We start from the raw sequence: 15096 nt of genomic DNA, 5'->3' as shown, positions 1-15096 counted from the left end.
AACCTTCCCACCCTATCAGTGAGACTAGTTTCCTTAACAAAATATATGAATTGCTTCTCCCAGTGAGTATAAGTTTACCTCTTCTTTCTAAAACAACCGTACTTAATTTCAAATATGCTACCAGGAGACTCCCGTGAAGCATTCAGTCTTACTTGGTACTCAACCGCGAATATCTTCCATAACATTGCTATTCAAACTGTCTTATATACAGCATTTCATATCTTGTTCTACTTTCAATATCAGAATTCAAGAGAAGCTTCTCCTATTTCTGGAGAGAGCGAGCTAAGTCATTGACTTTAAAGGAGGTGACACTATTGTCACGAGCAAGAAAAGCAGGTAGATATATAGCCGCTGTTATATATCTACCTGTTGAGGATTGCGCCAAAGCCTCTAACCTACTGATATTGCTATGTTTTTTGGGTAATCTTGGATGACTGCAGCAGAATTATATAGAAGGGTGATATAAAGACGCTTCTTTTGAATTAACTGTTATGGGTCATAAAGTATGAGCAAAGTATGGAGAGAGATCGCAGACCCCAAAAAGCACATTGACTACATGAGCACTCGAAACGAAGGTGGTGTACCAGTTGAAGCTTCAAGAGATAATCTAATTGAAAAATGGGTTTACTTTGCAGACGTATGCAATTTCATTTTCCAGTTTGCGAGCATTGACCAAGTACTAGAGTGTAAGGATTACTTTTCAAAGTCTGTACACCCTTCTACTCGGGAAAAGGGTCACGAGTTAGAACATTATTGGCATCCCTGGTATTCAAAACTGCCTAAGAGTATAAATAAAGGCGCCAAGCGTGAGGAAGTTATCAAAGCGCTAGACAGTATTTTAAATATATGGGCCAACCCATAACAAGCCAAGGCTGTCGGACGCTTCGCGCCGCAGCTTGGGGCGTTATGCGTCATCCGGTTGGGACAGCTATGAGAAAAATTAGAATTTTATTCCTATTGCTTTTACTTCTATCATCTATTTCTGTGCAAGCTCTAGACGGGCAGGAGTGTAAGTCGAGCGTAGAAGCGTTCAGAGGTTTTAATGTAGCAGTTTCAAATGATGAGAATTGTACATCTATAAACTGCTCTGGGGTCAAAGCCCGAAACATAGAGTCCGCACTTGCTCTGTGTCATCAAACAGAAAAGGACCACAAGTTTTGCGGTTGGCATGGCAGTCAAATCGTAAATCATGCAAATATCCTGTTGGTTAATCCAGGTAATTACAATGTATCTATCAGCAAGTGCAGCACATAACAAGGCGCTGTTGTCGCAGCCTGTGGCTGCTGGGACGTCCCACTGCGTGGTCCGCCCCAAAGCTTGGCGTTAGGTGCCCAATTAAATGAATAGAGTGCTAACCGGCATAACATCACTTTTACTGGTTTTTAGTGGCTTAGTGCACCAGTATTTAGGCGGTCTTCGGATAATACTCAATGGGAAGCCTGGGTTTAGTAGTTCGCTAGTAAGCTCGGGAAGTGGAGACAGTTTCCTGGTTCAGCTCAGTATGTATGCCTTTGCGGTAAGTCTTTTGGCCGCAATGGTAAATAAAGCCATCAACAAATGTTTCATTATTAATGTATTCATTTTTTATGGTGTATTGATTCTCGTAAACCTTGATGTACCAATTACAGAATCTATAAAACTAGGTGACTACACGTTGGCTGCGGCAATGCTAATAGCTTCAGTTCCAGTGGTTTTTCACCTAACAATGCGGTCAACCTGATGCAGCATACTCCGCTTCTTTTTTGGGTGGCTACGCCACTTTACCCCAAAAAACAGCTCCATATGCTGCACAGGTTACCTTGGCGTTATGCGTAAAAATGAATCATAAACTTCGATATATTCTAGCATTCACTTTGGGCTCAGCTTTAGCTGTAATCCTTTGGTTTTCTATTGCTACTTCACATCCAATATTTATGCAGCTAAAAGTTTCTGGGTTAATTCCTCCGGTAATCGCTAGCCTGGTTGCTGGTGCTGTAACATCTGCAATACTTCCTAGCAAAAAAGTATCATTAACTTTCTTATTAGGTTGTTTGGTGGCTCTTCCAATGCTTCTATTTCTCTTATGGCATGGGTTTAGTCATCTTGGGCGCAACCCTCTGTTGTGGTATTGGCCAATTTATGTTCCTCCCGCGTTTCTTCTTGGGGGCCTTTTAACTAGAGGGGTATGGCGTGCCGCATAACCAAGCAATCTTGCGGAACTCCGTGAGCTGTCACCTTGTTTGCAAAAACACGCAAACAAGTCGCCATCCCACTCCGTCGCGCAAATTGCGGCGTTATTGTGGCGGTCAATTTTTAGATGGTTTGTAGTTGCTGCAAGTAACAATCTCTACCTGAACACGCTTCGCCAGAGAGTTTTCCTGCAAACTGGCACCGTAGTTTCGTTCAAATGCCTTCGTTTTAAGCCAACAAGTTCTGCAAGTTAGCTGCCGCATTGTGGAGTGCCAGGCGGATAGTTAATTGGTGGGGAAAGTATGGTACTTTTCCCTGTAAATTTATCGGGCAGTGGCCAGCCAAAGTTGGCTGGCAGAGAGCAAGTAGGTCGTTCAGTGTGCGCCAGCTATAACCAGGCCAGGCAAGATCGCCCAGCCGGAGGCTGGGCTGGACAGCCTACGCTCCGCTTCGGCTGCCCTTGCTGGCAACGTTATAACCAAATCAGACATAAGAGATAAATTTGAGAGCAGTCCATCTATTTTTTATCATTGCCTTTCCAGCTAATTCCTATGCGTGTTTTATTCAACCTGAAGGATTGGCCGAACAGCACGTGTCAGAATTTTTCCTTCTCTTAGGGATTTCTGCAACGATTCTAGTTCTTGCGCTTTTCATACGCTACTTAACAAGCAAGAAGCGTCTATGGGCACCAATAATTAGCGCGCTAGTTGTAGGCTACATTCCTGCGTGTATGTACTTTCTTTTTATGGAAGGTATCGCAGGTCCTGGAGGTGCTTGCGGTAGACCTGAACTCTTACAGGCAGGGCAAACCCTCTTAGTAGGTTTCGTAGCTATCCTAGTGTATGAAATTTTTAAGTATTGGAGAGCTAAGCGAACCAATGGGCTATAACAAGTTGCTGAAATACGTTTCGGTCGCAAAAATTGCGCCCTTCACCGGACAGCCTACACTCCGTTTCGGCTTCCGTTTAGCAAAGCGTTATTGTGGCGGTTAGTTTTTAGGTAGTTTGAAGTTGCTGCAAGCACCAATCTCTTCCTGAGCACATTTCTCCAGAGAGTTTTCCTGCAAGTTGGCACTGCAGTTTCGTTCAAGTGCCTTCGTTCTAAGCCAACAAGTTCTGCAAGCTAGCAGCAGCATTGTGGAGTGCCAGTCAGTTAGTTAACAGGTGGGGAAAGTATGGTATTTTTCCCAGTAAATTTATCGGGCAGTGGCCAGCCAAAGGTGGCTGGCAAAGAGCAAGTAGGTTGTTCAGAGCGCGCCAGCTATAACCAGGCCAGGCAAGCTCGCCCAGCCGGTGGCTGGGCTGGACAGCCAGCGCTTCGCTTCGGCTGCCCTTGCTGGCAACGTTATACGTAGGCAATGAACGAAGAAACACTAAAATTTATTGAAGAGCGGCGCCTTGTTTCGTATATGAACAAAACAAAGTGGCGAGAACTCGCTAATGCCATTACAAGTAACAGTGATTTCGAGCCTCAAGTAAGGCTTAAATATCTACGAGACTTAGAGGCAATGCCTGGGTTTTCGCTGCTTGATTGGGAATGGGTTCGCTATGGTCAATCTAACTGTATCGAGTGGATGGATATTGACCCATTCAAAAGAGAGCGAAGGGGCAATCTTTTGAGTGATAGAATTACTGACTTCAGTGGCTTTATAGCAACTGTTCTGAAAAATTACAATATCCCATACTCCATAGAAAATGGGTGTTACAGGGTATGGGGATATGCAAACCAGCAACCAGTTTTCGTATAACAAACGCAAGCACGCGGTCCCGTTTTCCGCTGCGCTCCAAACGGCCCGGTGTTGCGGGCGTTATGCAATTGAGGCCTTATGAAAGACGAATACATATTTTTGGCCCTCGCTATAGGGGTTACAGCACCTTGGCTGCTGAGGCTTTTTCTTAAGCATTGGGCTTTCAACGCGGTGTTGTTCTTAAGCGCCTTTGTTTTGGCTATGAACTACGGGCTATGGGGTTACAGAGAATCGATGTTTAGAGAAATGGTTTCATCGGGCATGCTCACTGAAGATGATATCTGGCGGGTTTATCTATCGTGGTTTTTAAAAGGTTTTCTTACTGCTTCGGGCATTATCTTTGGTATGTCCATATTTGGTAATTATCGAAAAGAGAAAGATGAAAATTCAAATGCATAACAAAGCTAGGCAAGTTCGCGCTTCGCGCTGGACCTCGTCGCTTAGGCTCCTCGGCCCTTGCTAGCGACGTTAAGTGAAAAATGAATATCTGGGAACTATACAAAGAAGACCAAAAGTTGGCCGACTTAACACAAATAGACCTTGATCAGCCTTGGTTCATAGGTGTGTTGGTTCCAACTCCGCCTTTTGATGAATACCGTAATCTCTTTGAAAAAGCTCAGAAATTTATAGAAACCGAAGAATTCGATTCTGAAGAATCAGAAGATACCTTTGTTGCAATTGATAATTTAAAACTGCAATTGGTGCGTATGTCGGATAAACGTGTATTTAAAGACGTAATGCTATGTATATCTGGTGATGAGGTATGGTGGCGTATTTAGTAACTGTATGTGAGTCACTTAACAAACGCAGGCACAATCGCACACTTCGTGTGCTGGACCTCCGGTGCTTCGCACCTCCGGCCTGTGCTGCGGGGCGTTAAGGCATAGGGAGAGAGAATTGAGATTTATAATAGCCATACTACTATCTTTACCAACAATTGCGTATTGCCAACAAATAGGTGATGAATGTGAGCGGCACCAGATTGAAGGAAATTTAGTATGTATCGATGGTGTTCTTAAAAATCCGTGTGACTATGCAACAAGACATGAAACTTCGATGTGTCTGAAGATAAAAAGAGGTGAAGCTGAGAAACAGCTTCAAGAAGCATATGAAGCGGCTTTATCTTTGATTGAAGATGATAATGGAAAACATAAGCCAAAGAGCAGCTTTGTCGAAGCCCAAATAAAGTGGGAAGAGTTTAGAGAAGCCATGTGTAACTATGAAGGTAATTCACAGCATCTAAGGTTTGGCCAGGGTATAGGGATGAACTGCATCATATCAATGGCTAATTTTCGTACTGATGCGCTTAAAAAACATGCAATATATCTAAAATCATTACAGTGTGGCTCACCAGAATGTCACAAATTTCATAACTGGTAAGTAGCCTTAACAAGCAGCAGCACGGTCGCCCGCGAAAAACGCGGGCTGGACGGCCTACACTGCGCTTCGGCCGCCCGTGTACTGGGCGTTAGCTACTCCCACACCTAAAAGTACGAGTAAATGAAGAAGATAATTTCAGTAGTAGGATTAATCATTTCAATGAACACATATGCGGGTATTGATGAAGGAATTGAGCTTTATCATGCAGGAAAATACAAAGAAGCATTTGTAATGTTTAATGCTGAATCTGAAAAAGGTGACCCTGCTGGTCAGCATTTAACTGCAAGCTTGTATTACCAAGGGTTAGGAGTCGAAAAAGACCTAGAGATTGCAGTAAAGCTCTTCAAGCAAGCTGCTGAAGGAGGGTATCTACCTTCTATTGCTAATTTGGGTCTTATGTATATGCAGGGTGACGGTGTAGAGCAAGATCCAAATTCATCATTTAAGTACACTGAAAAAGCAGCAGAACTTGGTGATTTGCAAAGTATTTTCAACCTTGGCCAATTTTATCGTAAAGGCTTTGGTGTAGAACCGAACCAAGAAAAAGCGGCTCAATGGTATGGGAGTGCAGCTGAAAGTGGTGTTATTCAAGCACAGAATGAGTACGGGCTAATGTTTGCTCAAGGACATGGCGTTGAACTTGATTATGTTAAAGCTTATGCATGGATCAAAATGCCTGCCGAAGCTGGAGATGGTCAAGCGTTAAAAAACCTTGCCCAACTCAAAGAAATTTTAGGCTCTGATATCAGCAAAGCCGAAAAACTTGCTGAAGAGTACAAATTAAAATATGCAGCTAACAAGTAAATCCAGGCGACGCCTACGGCGCACCTGATTTAGGCGTTAAATTTCTATGAGTAAGAATCAATATCGAACACTAATTGTATTATCGCTAGCCATAGGCTTACTTTCTGGCGTATATGACTATATCTGGCCTGACCCAATAACTGATCAGGTTTTTGATTATGTTGTTGAGATTGAGCCAGAGATTGAAGGCACAAAACTTGTCGCGGCTGGCGTATTGGCTGTTGTTTCCATCATTATGGTGCTGGTTTCACTGGTCGGCCTGCTTTTATTCAAGTCATGGGCAAGGCATGTTTATGCTGCTGGATTTGTTGCTGCATTTGCACTGTATCCATTCATGGGTATCATGGTTTACAGCGGTTTTAGCCAAGTGCTCTATGACATATCTATGGTGCTGTCTGGCGTGCTGCTGGCATTAATGTATTACTCACCTGTAGCGCTGTACTATGAGCAAAAAATTTAACAAGTGACTATGGTTACTCGTCAAGTTTTTAAGCCATACTTTCATCCCAATAGGTGTTATTTTTCACCATCGTATTCAGGATGGTAATCTGCTTTCTCATGCAGGCAATCAGAGCAACCTTTTTAGGTTTGCCAGCGTCGACTAATCGCTTATACATCGGCTTTAATTTGGGATGATGCTGAATGGCTGACATGATGGAGACAAACAAAACTGTTCGTACACGATGCCTTCCTCCTCGAATATATCTCTTTCCCTGGAAGCTGCCGCTATCACGGTTCATCGGAGCGATACCTACAAGTGCAGCGATTTCTTTACGGTTCAATTTTCCTAGTTCGGGAAGTTCACTCATCAGCGTATAAGCCAATACATTTCCGACCCCTTTGGCACTCAACAATAGGTCGCGCCTTTGCCGCCACTCAGACACACTGTTAACCAGTTTATCCAGTTGCTTGTCGATACCTTGTAACTCTTTCTTGATGGTGTTTAGAATGGTCTGGATAGGTTTGTGTACTGATTTCGGCATCCTCTGAAGCCGATTCTTTTGCATTGTACTCATCTCTAAACACTGACTTCTTACAGCCAGTAAGTCACTGATCTCCCTAAGCTTTACTGGCTTTAGCTCCGATAGTCTTGGCTTCATGGCCTCACCAAAATGTGCAATATCCATTGCATCTAGCTTGTCAGTTTTGGCGAGGCGCCCTGCGGATTTAGCGAAGCTTCTTATCTGTGAAGGGTTGCAAACAACAACAGGTAATCCTGCTCTGTCAGCGGCGCAAACAAACTCTAATTCGAGTCTTCCTGTAGACTCTATTAATACTCTTTGAGGTTTAAGAGGTTGTAATTGTTTAATGGCATCCTTAATTCCATTTTTATCATTGGCAACACTAAAGAATTGGCCAGTAGGTCTCACATAAATATCGAGTTGTTTACTGCTGGTATCGATACCGACATTGATCTCTTGAGGTTCCATAAGATAAGCTATCTCCGCCTTGCTATTCGGGCTCGAGGCCCACATGACTATCCGAGTTATGCCTAGTGAGTGCTTATCACGTTCATACTTGTTATCGGTCTTTTACGAACCAGTCAAGCAGCGAACTGTGATAAACAAGGCCTTCGGTGGCCGCCGAAGGTGGGTCTCAATTTACCCGTTAACGAAAAGGATTTTCAACATCAGAATCAGACAAGAGCAATCATACAAGTACAAGCAGGTTGCTGCGGGCCTTTGGCCCTTCGCGGGACAGCCTACGCTACGCTCCGGCCGCCCCTGTTGTAGTCGTTAAATTCAAAAGCTAGGGAGAACGTAAATGAATCTAAACGATGAAATCAACTATATCTTATATCAAATGGAAGATGGGCAAGTTGAAAGCTTTGATAATCCTGATTATCAAGCCAAGATCATACATATTGCAGAGGAAGCAATTAAGCAAGATCATTCCGATGGAGAGTATCTACTTTCAGTTGTCTATGCAGTCCAAGGAGATAAAGACAAAGCCCAACAAAAAAGATGGGAGTCTGCGATAAAGAGGGGAAAAGCAGTGGCTGTTGTAAACTATGCATATGCCCAAAATGACGGCATGGAGAATGCTAAAACCATCGCATTACTTAAAGCTTGCTATGAGGATTGTGGTGATGTCGCTAGTGCAGAAGATGACTTAATAAGCTATCTAGAAAGGCCTCCTAGTGAAGAATTTCAAAATGAAATGGAAGAGCACTATAAAAATATTAGAAATCAAATGACTGATGTTAAGTTTAGTTGGTAGAAAAATTTAACAAGTCAATGCATGGGACAGTCCCGCTGTACGGGTCTGCCCGTGATTGAAGCGTTATGCATCTTAGGTACTGATCACCATGAAGAAATCATCCGGTTATCTTAGACGCTTATCAGTTTCTGTATACCTTTTTGCTTTTGCTGGTTTCTTTGATCGAAGGTACATACCTTCAGAATTAGCCGTCAGTGTTGGGATGGGATTTTTGGCGGCGTTTGTTGTGCTTTCAGCCGTGCTTTTTATGCGTGAGAGCACCCTTGAAAATACTAATAAATTGAGCAAGAAAAAGAGAAAGGAATATCGTATAAAAGATACTATCGGAATGCTATACATATTCTTGACGCCATTTTTGGCATATGTCGCGATATTGAAAGTTGGTTCTCTTTACACATATCTTTCAGCAGAATCCAAGCTGTCTAAATATAGCGTTAGCCTCCATCTAGAAGAAAAATTACCTGGCAGGGGAGGTGCTCTGGGATTCTTGAAGTGTGAAAAGTATTTGAAAGCTGAGTCTAAGCATAGTGATGTAGTTTATGCTTACTATTGCCTTGATCAAGAAGAGGATATGGTGTGGGGAGAAGAGATGGAAGTTTGCCCTTATGTAAAAAAATCAATTTTTGGAACTTGGATATCAGATTGGAACTTAGATTCGGCTAAGGGCAAGCATAACAAGGCGTTTCAAAGCGACCCTCAAATTTTTTCAATTTTTTTGGACGCTACACTTATACCCAAAAAATTGAAAAAAATTGAGTGCACCTGAACGCGGCGTTAGCCATACATGAGAACGAATAAACTTATTGTCGCGTTTCTATTTATAAATACATCAGGGTGTGTTTATTATCCAAGCTTGGATTATGTTGAGTATTATGGAGTGGACTATGGGTATGCACATGGATCTCAAGAAAAGATCTACTACCGAGATCATAGCCGGGTCACTAAGAAAACCGATACTATCTTCCACTTTGCAATCGGGGCAAAAAAGCTAGATGAATATGGTGGGAATAGGGGGGTGGCTTCAAGCACAATAACGCGCGAAGTCACACGGAAAGAAGGTTATTGCCCTAATGGCTATAAAATTGATTTTCACCCAACAATAACAACTGGGGACCATGGTTTTGCTTGGAAAGTATTCTGCCAATGAATGGCTAACAAGGCGCTCAACCGGACAGCAAAAGCTGCGCTTTTGTTCCCTCCGTTTCGCTCCGGCTGTCCAGTTAGCTTGGCGTTATATTTTTCGCAGTAATGTACTGTCAATATTATGAGAAAGAAAGTTAGGCCTCCAACCTACGATGCACTAAAAAAAGGTAGAACACATGGATTTGGTTTGCTGCTCGACGCAGTATTGAATGAGCCTCAGAAGGTAAGGGATATAATTTCAGAGAATCCCGAAGTGCTATACGAGACATGCTGGGTGGGTGAAAATGTACTGCACTGGTTGGCTGTAGAAAATAAGCATGAGGAAATTCGTCTACTGAGAAGCTTGGGGTCGCCCATACCAGTCTATGCTCTTGTTGAAGCTGTCGAGCATGGCCATGCAGAAACCATTATTGCACTATTGGAACTAGGAGCAGAGGTTATTCCTAGTGACATAACACGAGCATTGGAAAATACGTATTTTTCGCATAGCAAAAAGAAAAAGTCGTTAATTAGACGCTACTTTAGGCAGTTTGGGCATGAAATATAACAAGTTTATGAAACACCGTTCCGGTCAAAAGACGGCCTCTACTGGACACGCGAAAAACGCGCGCCGTTTATAAAATCGTTATGCTTCTGGAGGATTAATAGTTGCGCAAATTGTATGACATCGATTCGATTAGATGTTTTAAATGCGGTGAAGAATATTTTTTTCCTCATGGCCCTGGGCGTGTTTACTACTATTCGTTGGTTGAGATTGAATCATCGATGGATAGGTTGGAATATAAAGATTTAATACCTGCAATAATTAAACCTGTCTGGTGTTTTGATTGTGAGGCTGCTTCCGTTGCGGAAGATATACCAACAATCAGAGAGTTTGAGCATACCTATAAGGCTGTTTCAGATGGCGTTGAAATAGAAGTTCCGTTCTGTAGTAGTAATATACCAGTAAAAGAATCACAAGAAATTCTAAAGAGTTATATTTCTTGGAAAATGAATCGGGTAGCAGGAGAAAAGTGCTTACATTGTGGGGGAGCAAACTTTCTAACAATTACTGAGGAAATGAATTTAATCCATGACAGTTGTGAGGATGGAGTTTTTTGTCATCGTCTTGCGGCGAGAGGGCCTTTCAATGGGCCAATATATGCAAGAGTATATAGTGCTGATGGTGAGCTTAAACTAGAGGGTAATGCAAATTATTCTCATGTCTCAGTTAACAAGTAAAGCATAATACACTGTTAGTTGCATGAGGGAATTCGAGTGAGGTTAATATTTGATGAGCAAGAAGACGATTGGTGGACTTGTACAGAGCATTTCATCAAGGAAAGGAATGAGACAATCAGGTTAACTTTTACATCTGAAGAGCAACCTTCTGAGTCGTACATCAATAAAGTCTTAGACAAATTAAAAGATATTGATCAATTAGCGTTACAAGCAGCCACAGAAATTCTAGGCAATTATTCTTATGAGCATTACAAAGGTCTCGGCGTACCAGAAGAGAAATTAGAAAAAGAAGAGACACCAGAGGCAATATTTAAGCGTGCAGAATTAATCTCTATTTGGTTTATGTCAGAAGAATGCGATGAATTTGAGCTTTCGTTCGAGTTGCCCTGGGATGAATATCACAGCTACGATGTTGAGTTTGAGAACAACAAACCACTATGTTGTGCGGTTAATGGTTAAGAAAAAGCAGCTAACAAGTGACTATGGTTACTCGTCAAGTTTTTAAGCCATACTTTCATCCCAATAGGTGTTATTTTTCACCATCGTATTCAGGATGGTAATCTGCTTTCTCATGCAGGCAATCAGAGCAACCTTTTTAGGTTTGCCAGCGTCGACTAATCGCTTATACATCGGCTTTAATTTGGGATGATGCTGAATGGCTGACATGATGGAGACAAACAAAACTGTTCGTACACGATGCCTTCCTCCTCGAATATATCTCTTTCCCTGGAAGCTGCCGCTATCACGGTTCATCGGAGCGATACCTACAAGTGCAGCGATTTCTTTACGGTTCAATTTTCCTAGTTCGGGAAGTTCACTCATCAGCGTATAAGCCAATACATTTCCGACCCCTTTGGCACTCAACAATAGGTCGCGCCTTTGCCGCCACTCAGACACACTGTTAACCAGTTTATCCAGTTGCTTGTCGATACCTTGTAACTCTTTCTTGATGGTGTTTAGAATGGTCTGGATAGGTTTGTGTACTGATTTCGGCATCCTCTGAAGCCGATTCTTTTGCATTGTACTCATCTCTAAACACTGACTTCTTACAGCCAGTAAGTCACTGATCTCCCTAAGCTTTACTGGCTTTAGCTCCGATAGTCTTGGCTTCATGGCCTCACCAAAATGTGCAATATCCATTGCATCTAGCTTGTCAGTTTTGGCGAGGCGCCCTGCGGATTTAGCGAAGCTTCTTACCTGTGAAGGGTTGCAAACAACAACAGGTAATCCTGCTCTGTCAGCGGCGCAAACAAACTCTAATTCGAGTCTTCCTGTAGACTCTATTAATACTCTTTGAGGTTTAAGAGGTTGTAATTGTTTAATGGCATCCTTAATGCCATTTTTATCATTGGCAACACTAAAGAATTGGCCAGTAGGTCTCACATAAATATCGAGTTGTTTACTGCTGGTATCGATACCGACATTGATCTCTTGAGGTTCCATAAGATAAGCTATCTCCGCCTTGCTATTCGGGCTCGAGGCCCACATGACTATCCGAGTTATGCCTAGTGAGTGCTTATCACGTTCATACTTGTTATCGGTCTTTTACGAACCAGTCAAGCAGCGAACTGTGATAAACAAGGCCTTCGGTGGCCGCCGAAGGTGGGTCTCAATTTACCCGTTAACGAAAAGGATTTTCAACATCAGAATCAGACAAGAGCAATCATACAAGTCAATTAACTACGCGCCTTTGGCGCCGGACAGCTAAAAGCGTGTCTTCGCCACAACGCTGCCGGTTATTGAGGCGTTATGAGCCTCTCAAAGTATGAATATTTTTAGAGTAATTTTTATAGCTTTATTAGTGGCGTCTTGTTCAAGTACCGAGAATTACCAAGAGGGTTTTGACTGGATTTTACACGCAAATCCAGAGAGCGAGGCTATCTCTGCGGCTGATAATGGTGATTTACGGCTGATTGGCCTTACAGGCATGCTTCTTAACGAAGTTCCTCTCATTGATAAGAATTGCGAATATGGCAGCAATGTCAAGTATTTAAAGATTGACGACGCAATAGATAGCTTCGCAGAAAGGAAGTACCAAGTAATTGCGCCAGTATATGCGGAAACATATAACTATCATCTCATCACCTATCTTAGGAAAAAGGGTATTGATATATGCAGCCCATAACAAGGTACTCAAACACCGTTCCGACCGAAAAACGGCCTCCACTGGACGCGCGAAAGGCGCGCGCCGTTTAGCACGGCTTATGCTCTATAAGTGATGGATAAAATTTCAATTAATGGCGATTGGCCAGAAATAGAAAACAAAGAACTTGAGAAGCTGATCGCTCAAGAATTTTGGTGTGAGAATAAAAGAGAAGATCAAGCCAACATCCTTTATATAAAAGTTTCAGGTGATTGGTTCAGAGTTTACTTCGATTATGAAATTTTATTTTGGCGCTCAGGTAACAATGGCCTAGAAGACCCTAAAGCCAGTAGAGAAACAGATTTTGGCTACCCGTTAATAGATTGGGGCAAAAAGTTAGGTATTGAAGGTACAGTTATAAAATCAGTTTCAGCAAACCGCATAACTGGTGGTGCGCAAATAGAGTTTAAGTTCTCAAATAACAAAGTTTTTAAAGTCCAAAGCATAGATGACTATACTACAATCAAAACATAACCAGTTGCCGCACAGTCACCCTCCGGGCTGGACCGCCCTGACGGTCAGCCTGTAGGCAAGACGTTTTATTTTTGGGTGCATCCGATGGACTTAGGAAGGTGGGATTCAGCAATTTTAAAGAGCGTGTTTTTCCCCGCGCTTCTTGTTCTCTTCTATACATTGTATGAAATTGGACTTCCTCAAGATTTATATAGTTGGGCGGGCTTTGGGTTGTTCTCATTAATTTTTCTGGGGGTTTACTTACTATTCTCAATCGTTGGCTGGCTATTATTTGGTTTTCCTGTTCATTGGTTAATTTGCAGGTATGGCAATGGAAGTTATTTTCTATATTTCGGTGCGGCAGTGGTTTTTACTGTCGTTATATATATTTTCTCAGGTGTAGCAGAGACGGCAATAATTTATGGTTCTTTTGCGTTAATTCAAGCAATGCTGTTCAAGTATTATGCATATAAACAAGTACAAACATAACTAAGCCCGCCAGAGGCGGCCAAAAAACCGCCGCTTCGCTCTGGTTTTTTGGCCCCAGCTGGTAACGTTAGCTCTCTATGAAGATTCGAGTATTTACATTTCTGATACCGATGATCTTGTCTTCTTGTACGTCACAAGAGAATAAAGAGGATGTATTGCAGTCCGCATACGGGGATGACCTTGATTACTTTGGCGGCATCACCTTCCTAACAGGGCCTTGGTATGCACCTGGATCTGAGTACGGTTACCACATAAATGATGATGTTCTCTATATTGCTTATACTCCGGAAGTTGGCCTCGACAAGCGCATTATCAAAGTTTCAGACTGCCCTCAAATAGAAATTGGCATCAAAGAAATTAAACGTGCCATATTTGAAACAACAGAGATATTTGTTGGCATTAAAAAGCCGGCTGAGTCAGAGATCATTATAATGGATGGCCCTAGCTACCGATTGGAGTATTACTCCGATAGCATAGGTGGTTCAATCATCCTTGAGGGTGGAGCAAATAACAGTTACGTCACCCCTTGGATTAACGCGGCACTAAAAATTGGAGATATAGCCGATGCTTGCGAATGAGCTTACAATCCATGCAAGCGGGACACAGAGCTACGCTCTCCCTCCTTCACTTAGCGTTATGTGTAAAGGGACTTTATGACACTTTTCATATTAGGCATTCTTTCGGTGACAGTATTTTTCCCATTAGTATTACCTTGGGGTGAAAAACTACTGATTTATTGTACTGCCGTATGGTTTTTGTTGTGGCTTATCTTTTTCTTGCAAACTGAGCGTGAAAGTAACCCAATTTATGATGTAGGTATAGTTGGCGATAGTGCTACTTTAGGTATTTCAATTTTGGCCTTTGCTATCGTAGTATTTGCACGTAGCTTTATTCATTTTGTCATGAATAAAGCTAATCATAATCAAGTATGATAAGCGTAGGTAGAATTGCAAATACCACATATTTGCTGGACCTCCGCCATTTGGTGAATGTTAACTATCTAAGGGCTTTCGATGCAAATTAAATCGGTACATCCAGTAGTAAAAGCCTTCCTGATTTATCTTTTAAGTGTTATAACAATTGCGATGCTCTTTGCCCTATTTGATGATTGGATAAAGGAAAAAACCAACTACTCGCTCATTTTGAAAGGATACATTGTTGGCCCCCTCGTTTGGCCGGTAGCTTATTTGGGGCTGATTTATGGTAAATCGAGAAGTTCAGACAGTAGTTAGTGATGACAACTCCAAATCTTACCAAGGTTACAAGCTGATAGAGAGGCAGCCACATAACAATCACAGGCACATCGACGGCTTTTCCATTTCGGCCT

General features: G+C 42.3%; 22 protein-coding genes. 20 read left to right on the top strand and 2 right to left on the bottom strand.

All coding sequences use genetic code 11. The annotated features are described in order from the left end of the window. Positions 1–505 precede the first annotated feature (505 nt). The 8 genes from ACJJIL_RS01610 (at position 506) to ACJJIL_RS01575 (ending at position 6560) form a co-directional block, all read left to right on the top strand. Entirely contained in the window at positions 506–862 is a 357-nt protein-coding gene (locus tag ACJJIL_RS01610; RefSeq protein ID WP_445361047.1) for a hypothetical protein, read from the top strand. Between the two features lie 2481 nt (positions 863–3343). Continuing rightward, a complete protein-coding gene (locus tag ACJJIL_RS01605; protein ID WP_445361046.1) occupies positions 3344–3523 on the top strand; it encodes a hypothetical protein in 180 nt (59 codons plus the stop codon). Between the two features lie 3 nt (positions 3524–3526). Then, positions 3527–3916 carry a DUF6678 family protein gene (locus ACJJIL_RS01600; RefSeq protein WP_444932598.1) on the top strand — a complete coding sequence of 130 codons (390 nt, stop codon included), beginning with the start codon at positions 3527–3529 and terminating at the stop codon, positions 3914–3916. A gap of 78 nt (positions 3917–3994) precedes the next feature. Next, complete coding sequence (locus ACJJIL_RS01595) at positions 3995–4315, top strand: hypothetical protein (RefSeq protein WP_445361045.1); 321 nt, start codon at positions 3995–3997, stop codon at positions 4313–4315. A gap of 80 nt (positions 4316–4395) precedes the next feature. Continuing rightward, complete coding sequence (locus ACJJIL_RS01590) at positions 4396–4695, top strand: hypothetical protein (protein ID WP_444926028.1); 300 nt, start codon at positions 4396–4398, stop codon at positions 4693–4695. A gap of 118 nt (positions 4696–4813) precedes the next feature. Further along, positions 4814–5296: a lysozyme inhibitor LprI family protein gene (locus ACJJIL_RS01585; protein WP_445361044.1), complete on the top strand. Its 483-nt coding sequence runs from the start codon at positions 4814–4816 to the stop codon at positions 5294–5296. 120 nt (positions 5297–5416) lie between these two features. After that, positions 5417–6100 (top strand): tetratricopeptide repeat protein, encoded by a 684-nt coding sequence (locus tag ACJJIL_RS01580; protein WP_445361043.1) that lies wholly within the window; start codon positions 5417–5419, stop codon positions 6098–6100. A 46-nt stretch (positions 6101–6146) separates the two neighbouring features. Then, positions 6147–6560, top strand: a complete 414-nt coding sequence (locus ACJJIL_RS01575; RefSeq protein ID WP_445361042.1) for a hypothetical protein — start codon at positions 6147–6149, stop codon at positions 6558–6560. A gap of 28 nt (positions 6561–6588) precedes the next feature. On the opposite strand, the gene ACJJIL_RS01570 is transcribed toward ACJJIL_RS01575, so the two are convergent. Continuing rightward, positions 6589–7530 (bottom strand): IS110 family RNA-guided transposase, encoded by a 942-nt coding sequence (locus ACJJIL_RS01570; RefSeq protein ID WP_445361041.1) that lies wholly within the window; start codon positions 7528–7530, stop codon positions 6589–6591. Positions 7531–7864: 334 nt separating this feature from the next. Here ACJJIL_RS01570 and ACJJIL_RS01565 point away from each other — a divergent pair, with 334 nt between their 5' ends. The 6 genes from ACJJIL_RS01565 (at position 7865) to ACJJIL_RS01540 (ending at position 11143) form a co-directional block, all read left to right on the top strand. Beyond that, a complete protein-coding gene (locus tag ACJJIL_RS01565; RefSeq protein WP_445361040.1) occupies positions 7865–8320 on the top strand; it encodes a hypothetical protein in 456 nt (151 codons plus the stop codon). 88 nt (positions 8321–8408) lie between these two features. Beyond that, on the top strand, positions 8409–9086 hold the full coding sequence (locus tag ACJJIL_RS01560) for a hypothetical protein (RefSeq protein WP_445361039.1): 678 nt from the start codon (positions 8409–8411) through the stop codon (positions 9084–9086). Between the two features lie 18 nt (positions 9087–9104). Further along, positions 9105–9467 carry a hypothetical protein gene (locus tag ACJJIL_RS01555; RefSeq protein WP_444917893.1) on the top strand — a complete coding sequence of 121 codons (363 nt, stop codon included), beginning with the start codon at positions 9105–9107 and terminating at the stop codon, positions 9465–9467. 117 nt (positions 9468–9584) lie between these two features. Beyond that, a complete protein-coding gene (locus tag ACJJIL_RS01550; RefSeq protein ID WP_445361038.1) occupies positions 9585–10010 on the top strand; it encodes an ankyrin repeat domain-containing protein in 426 nt (141 codons plus the stop codon). Between the two features lie 101 nt (positions 10011–10111). Then, the gene (locus ACJJIL_RS01545; protein ID WP_445361037.1) at positions 10112–10684 is read left to right on the top strand and encodes a hypothetical protein; all 573 of its coding nucleotides are present in this window, start codon (positions 10112–10114) and stop codon (positions 10682–10684) included. 36 nt (positions 10685–10720) lie between these two features. Then, positions 10721–11143, top strand: a complete 423-nt coding sequence (locus tag ACJJIL_RS01540; RefSeq protein ID WP_445361036.1) for a hypothetical protein — start codon at positions 10721–10723, stop codon at positions 11141–11143. A 42-nt stretch (positions 11144–11185) separates the two neighbouring features. Here ACJJIL_RS01540 and ACJJIL_RS01535 read toward each other — a convergent pair whose 3' ends face one another. Next, positions 11186–12127, bottom strand: a complete 942-nt coding sequence (locus ACJJIL_RS01535) for an IS110 family RNA-guided transposase (protein ID WP_445361035.1) — start codon at positions 12125–12127, stop codon at positions 11186–11188. Positions 12128–12449: 322 nt separating this feature from the next. Between ACJJIL_RS01535 and ACJJIL_RS01530 the strand changes: the two genes are divergently transcribed. The 6 genes from ACJJIL_RS01530 to ACJJIL_RS01505 all read left to right on the top strand — a co-directional run bounded on the left by ACJJIL_RS01530 (position 12450) and on the right by ACJJIL_RS01505 (position 15001). Continuing rightward, complete coding sequence (locus ACJJIL_RS01530) at positions 12450–12809, top strand: hypothetical protein (RefSeq protein WP_445361034.1); 360 nt, start codon at positions 12450–12452, stop codon at positions 12807–12809. Positions 12810–12899: 90 nt separating this feature from the next. Next, complete coding sequence (locus tag ACJJIL_RS01525) at positions 12900–13301, top strand: hypothetical protein (RefSeq protein ID WP_445361033.1); 402 nt, start codon at positions 12900–12902, stop codon at positions 13299–13301. 84 nt (positions 13302–13385) lie between these two features. Further along, positions 13386–13769, top strand: coding sequence for a hypothetical protein (locus tag ACJJIL_RS01520; RefSeq protein WP_445361032.1), 384 nt, complete (start codon positions 13386–13388; stop codon positions 13767–13769). A gap of 77 nt (positions 13770–13846) precedes the next feature. After that, entirely contained in the window at positions 13847–14347 is a 501-nt protein-coding gene (locus ACJJIL_RS01515) for a hypothetical protein (RefSeq protein WP_445361031.1), read from the top strand. A gap of 75 nt (positions 14348–14422) precedes the next feature. Continuing rightward, positions 14423–14701, top strand: coding sequence for a hypothetical protein (locus tag ACJJIL_RS01510; protein ID WP_445361030.1), 279 nt, complete (start codon positions 14423–14425; stop codon positions 14699–14701). Positions 14702–14782: 81 nt separating this feature from the next. After that, positions 14783–15001, top strand: coding sequence for a hypothetical protein (locus tag ACJJIL_RS01505; RefSeq protein WP_444907144.1), 219 nt, complete (start codon positions 14783–14785; stop codon positions 14999–15001). Positions 15002–15096: the final 95 nt, after the last annotated feature.

The organism is Microbulbifer maximicatervae (SeqCode) (assembly GCF_052468095.1).
This window is presented reverse-complemented; position numbering and strand designations above follow the sequence as displayed.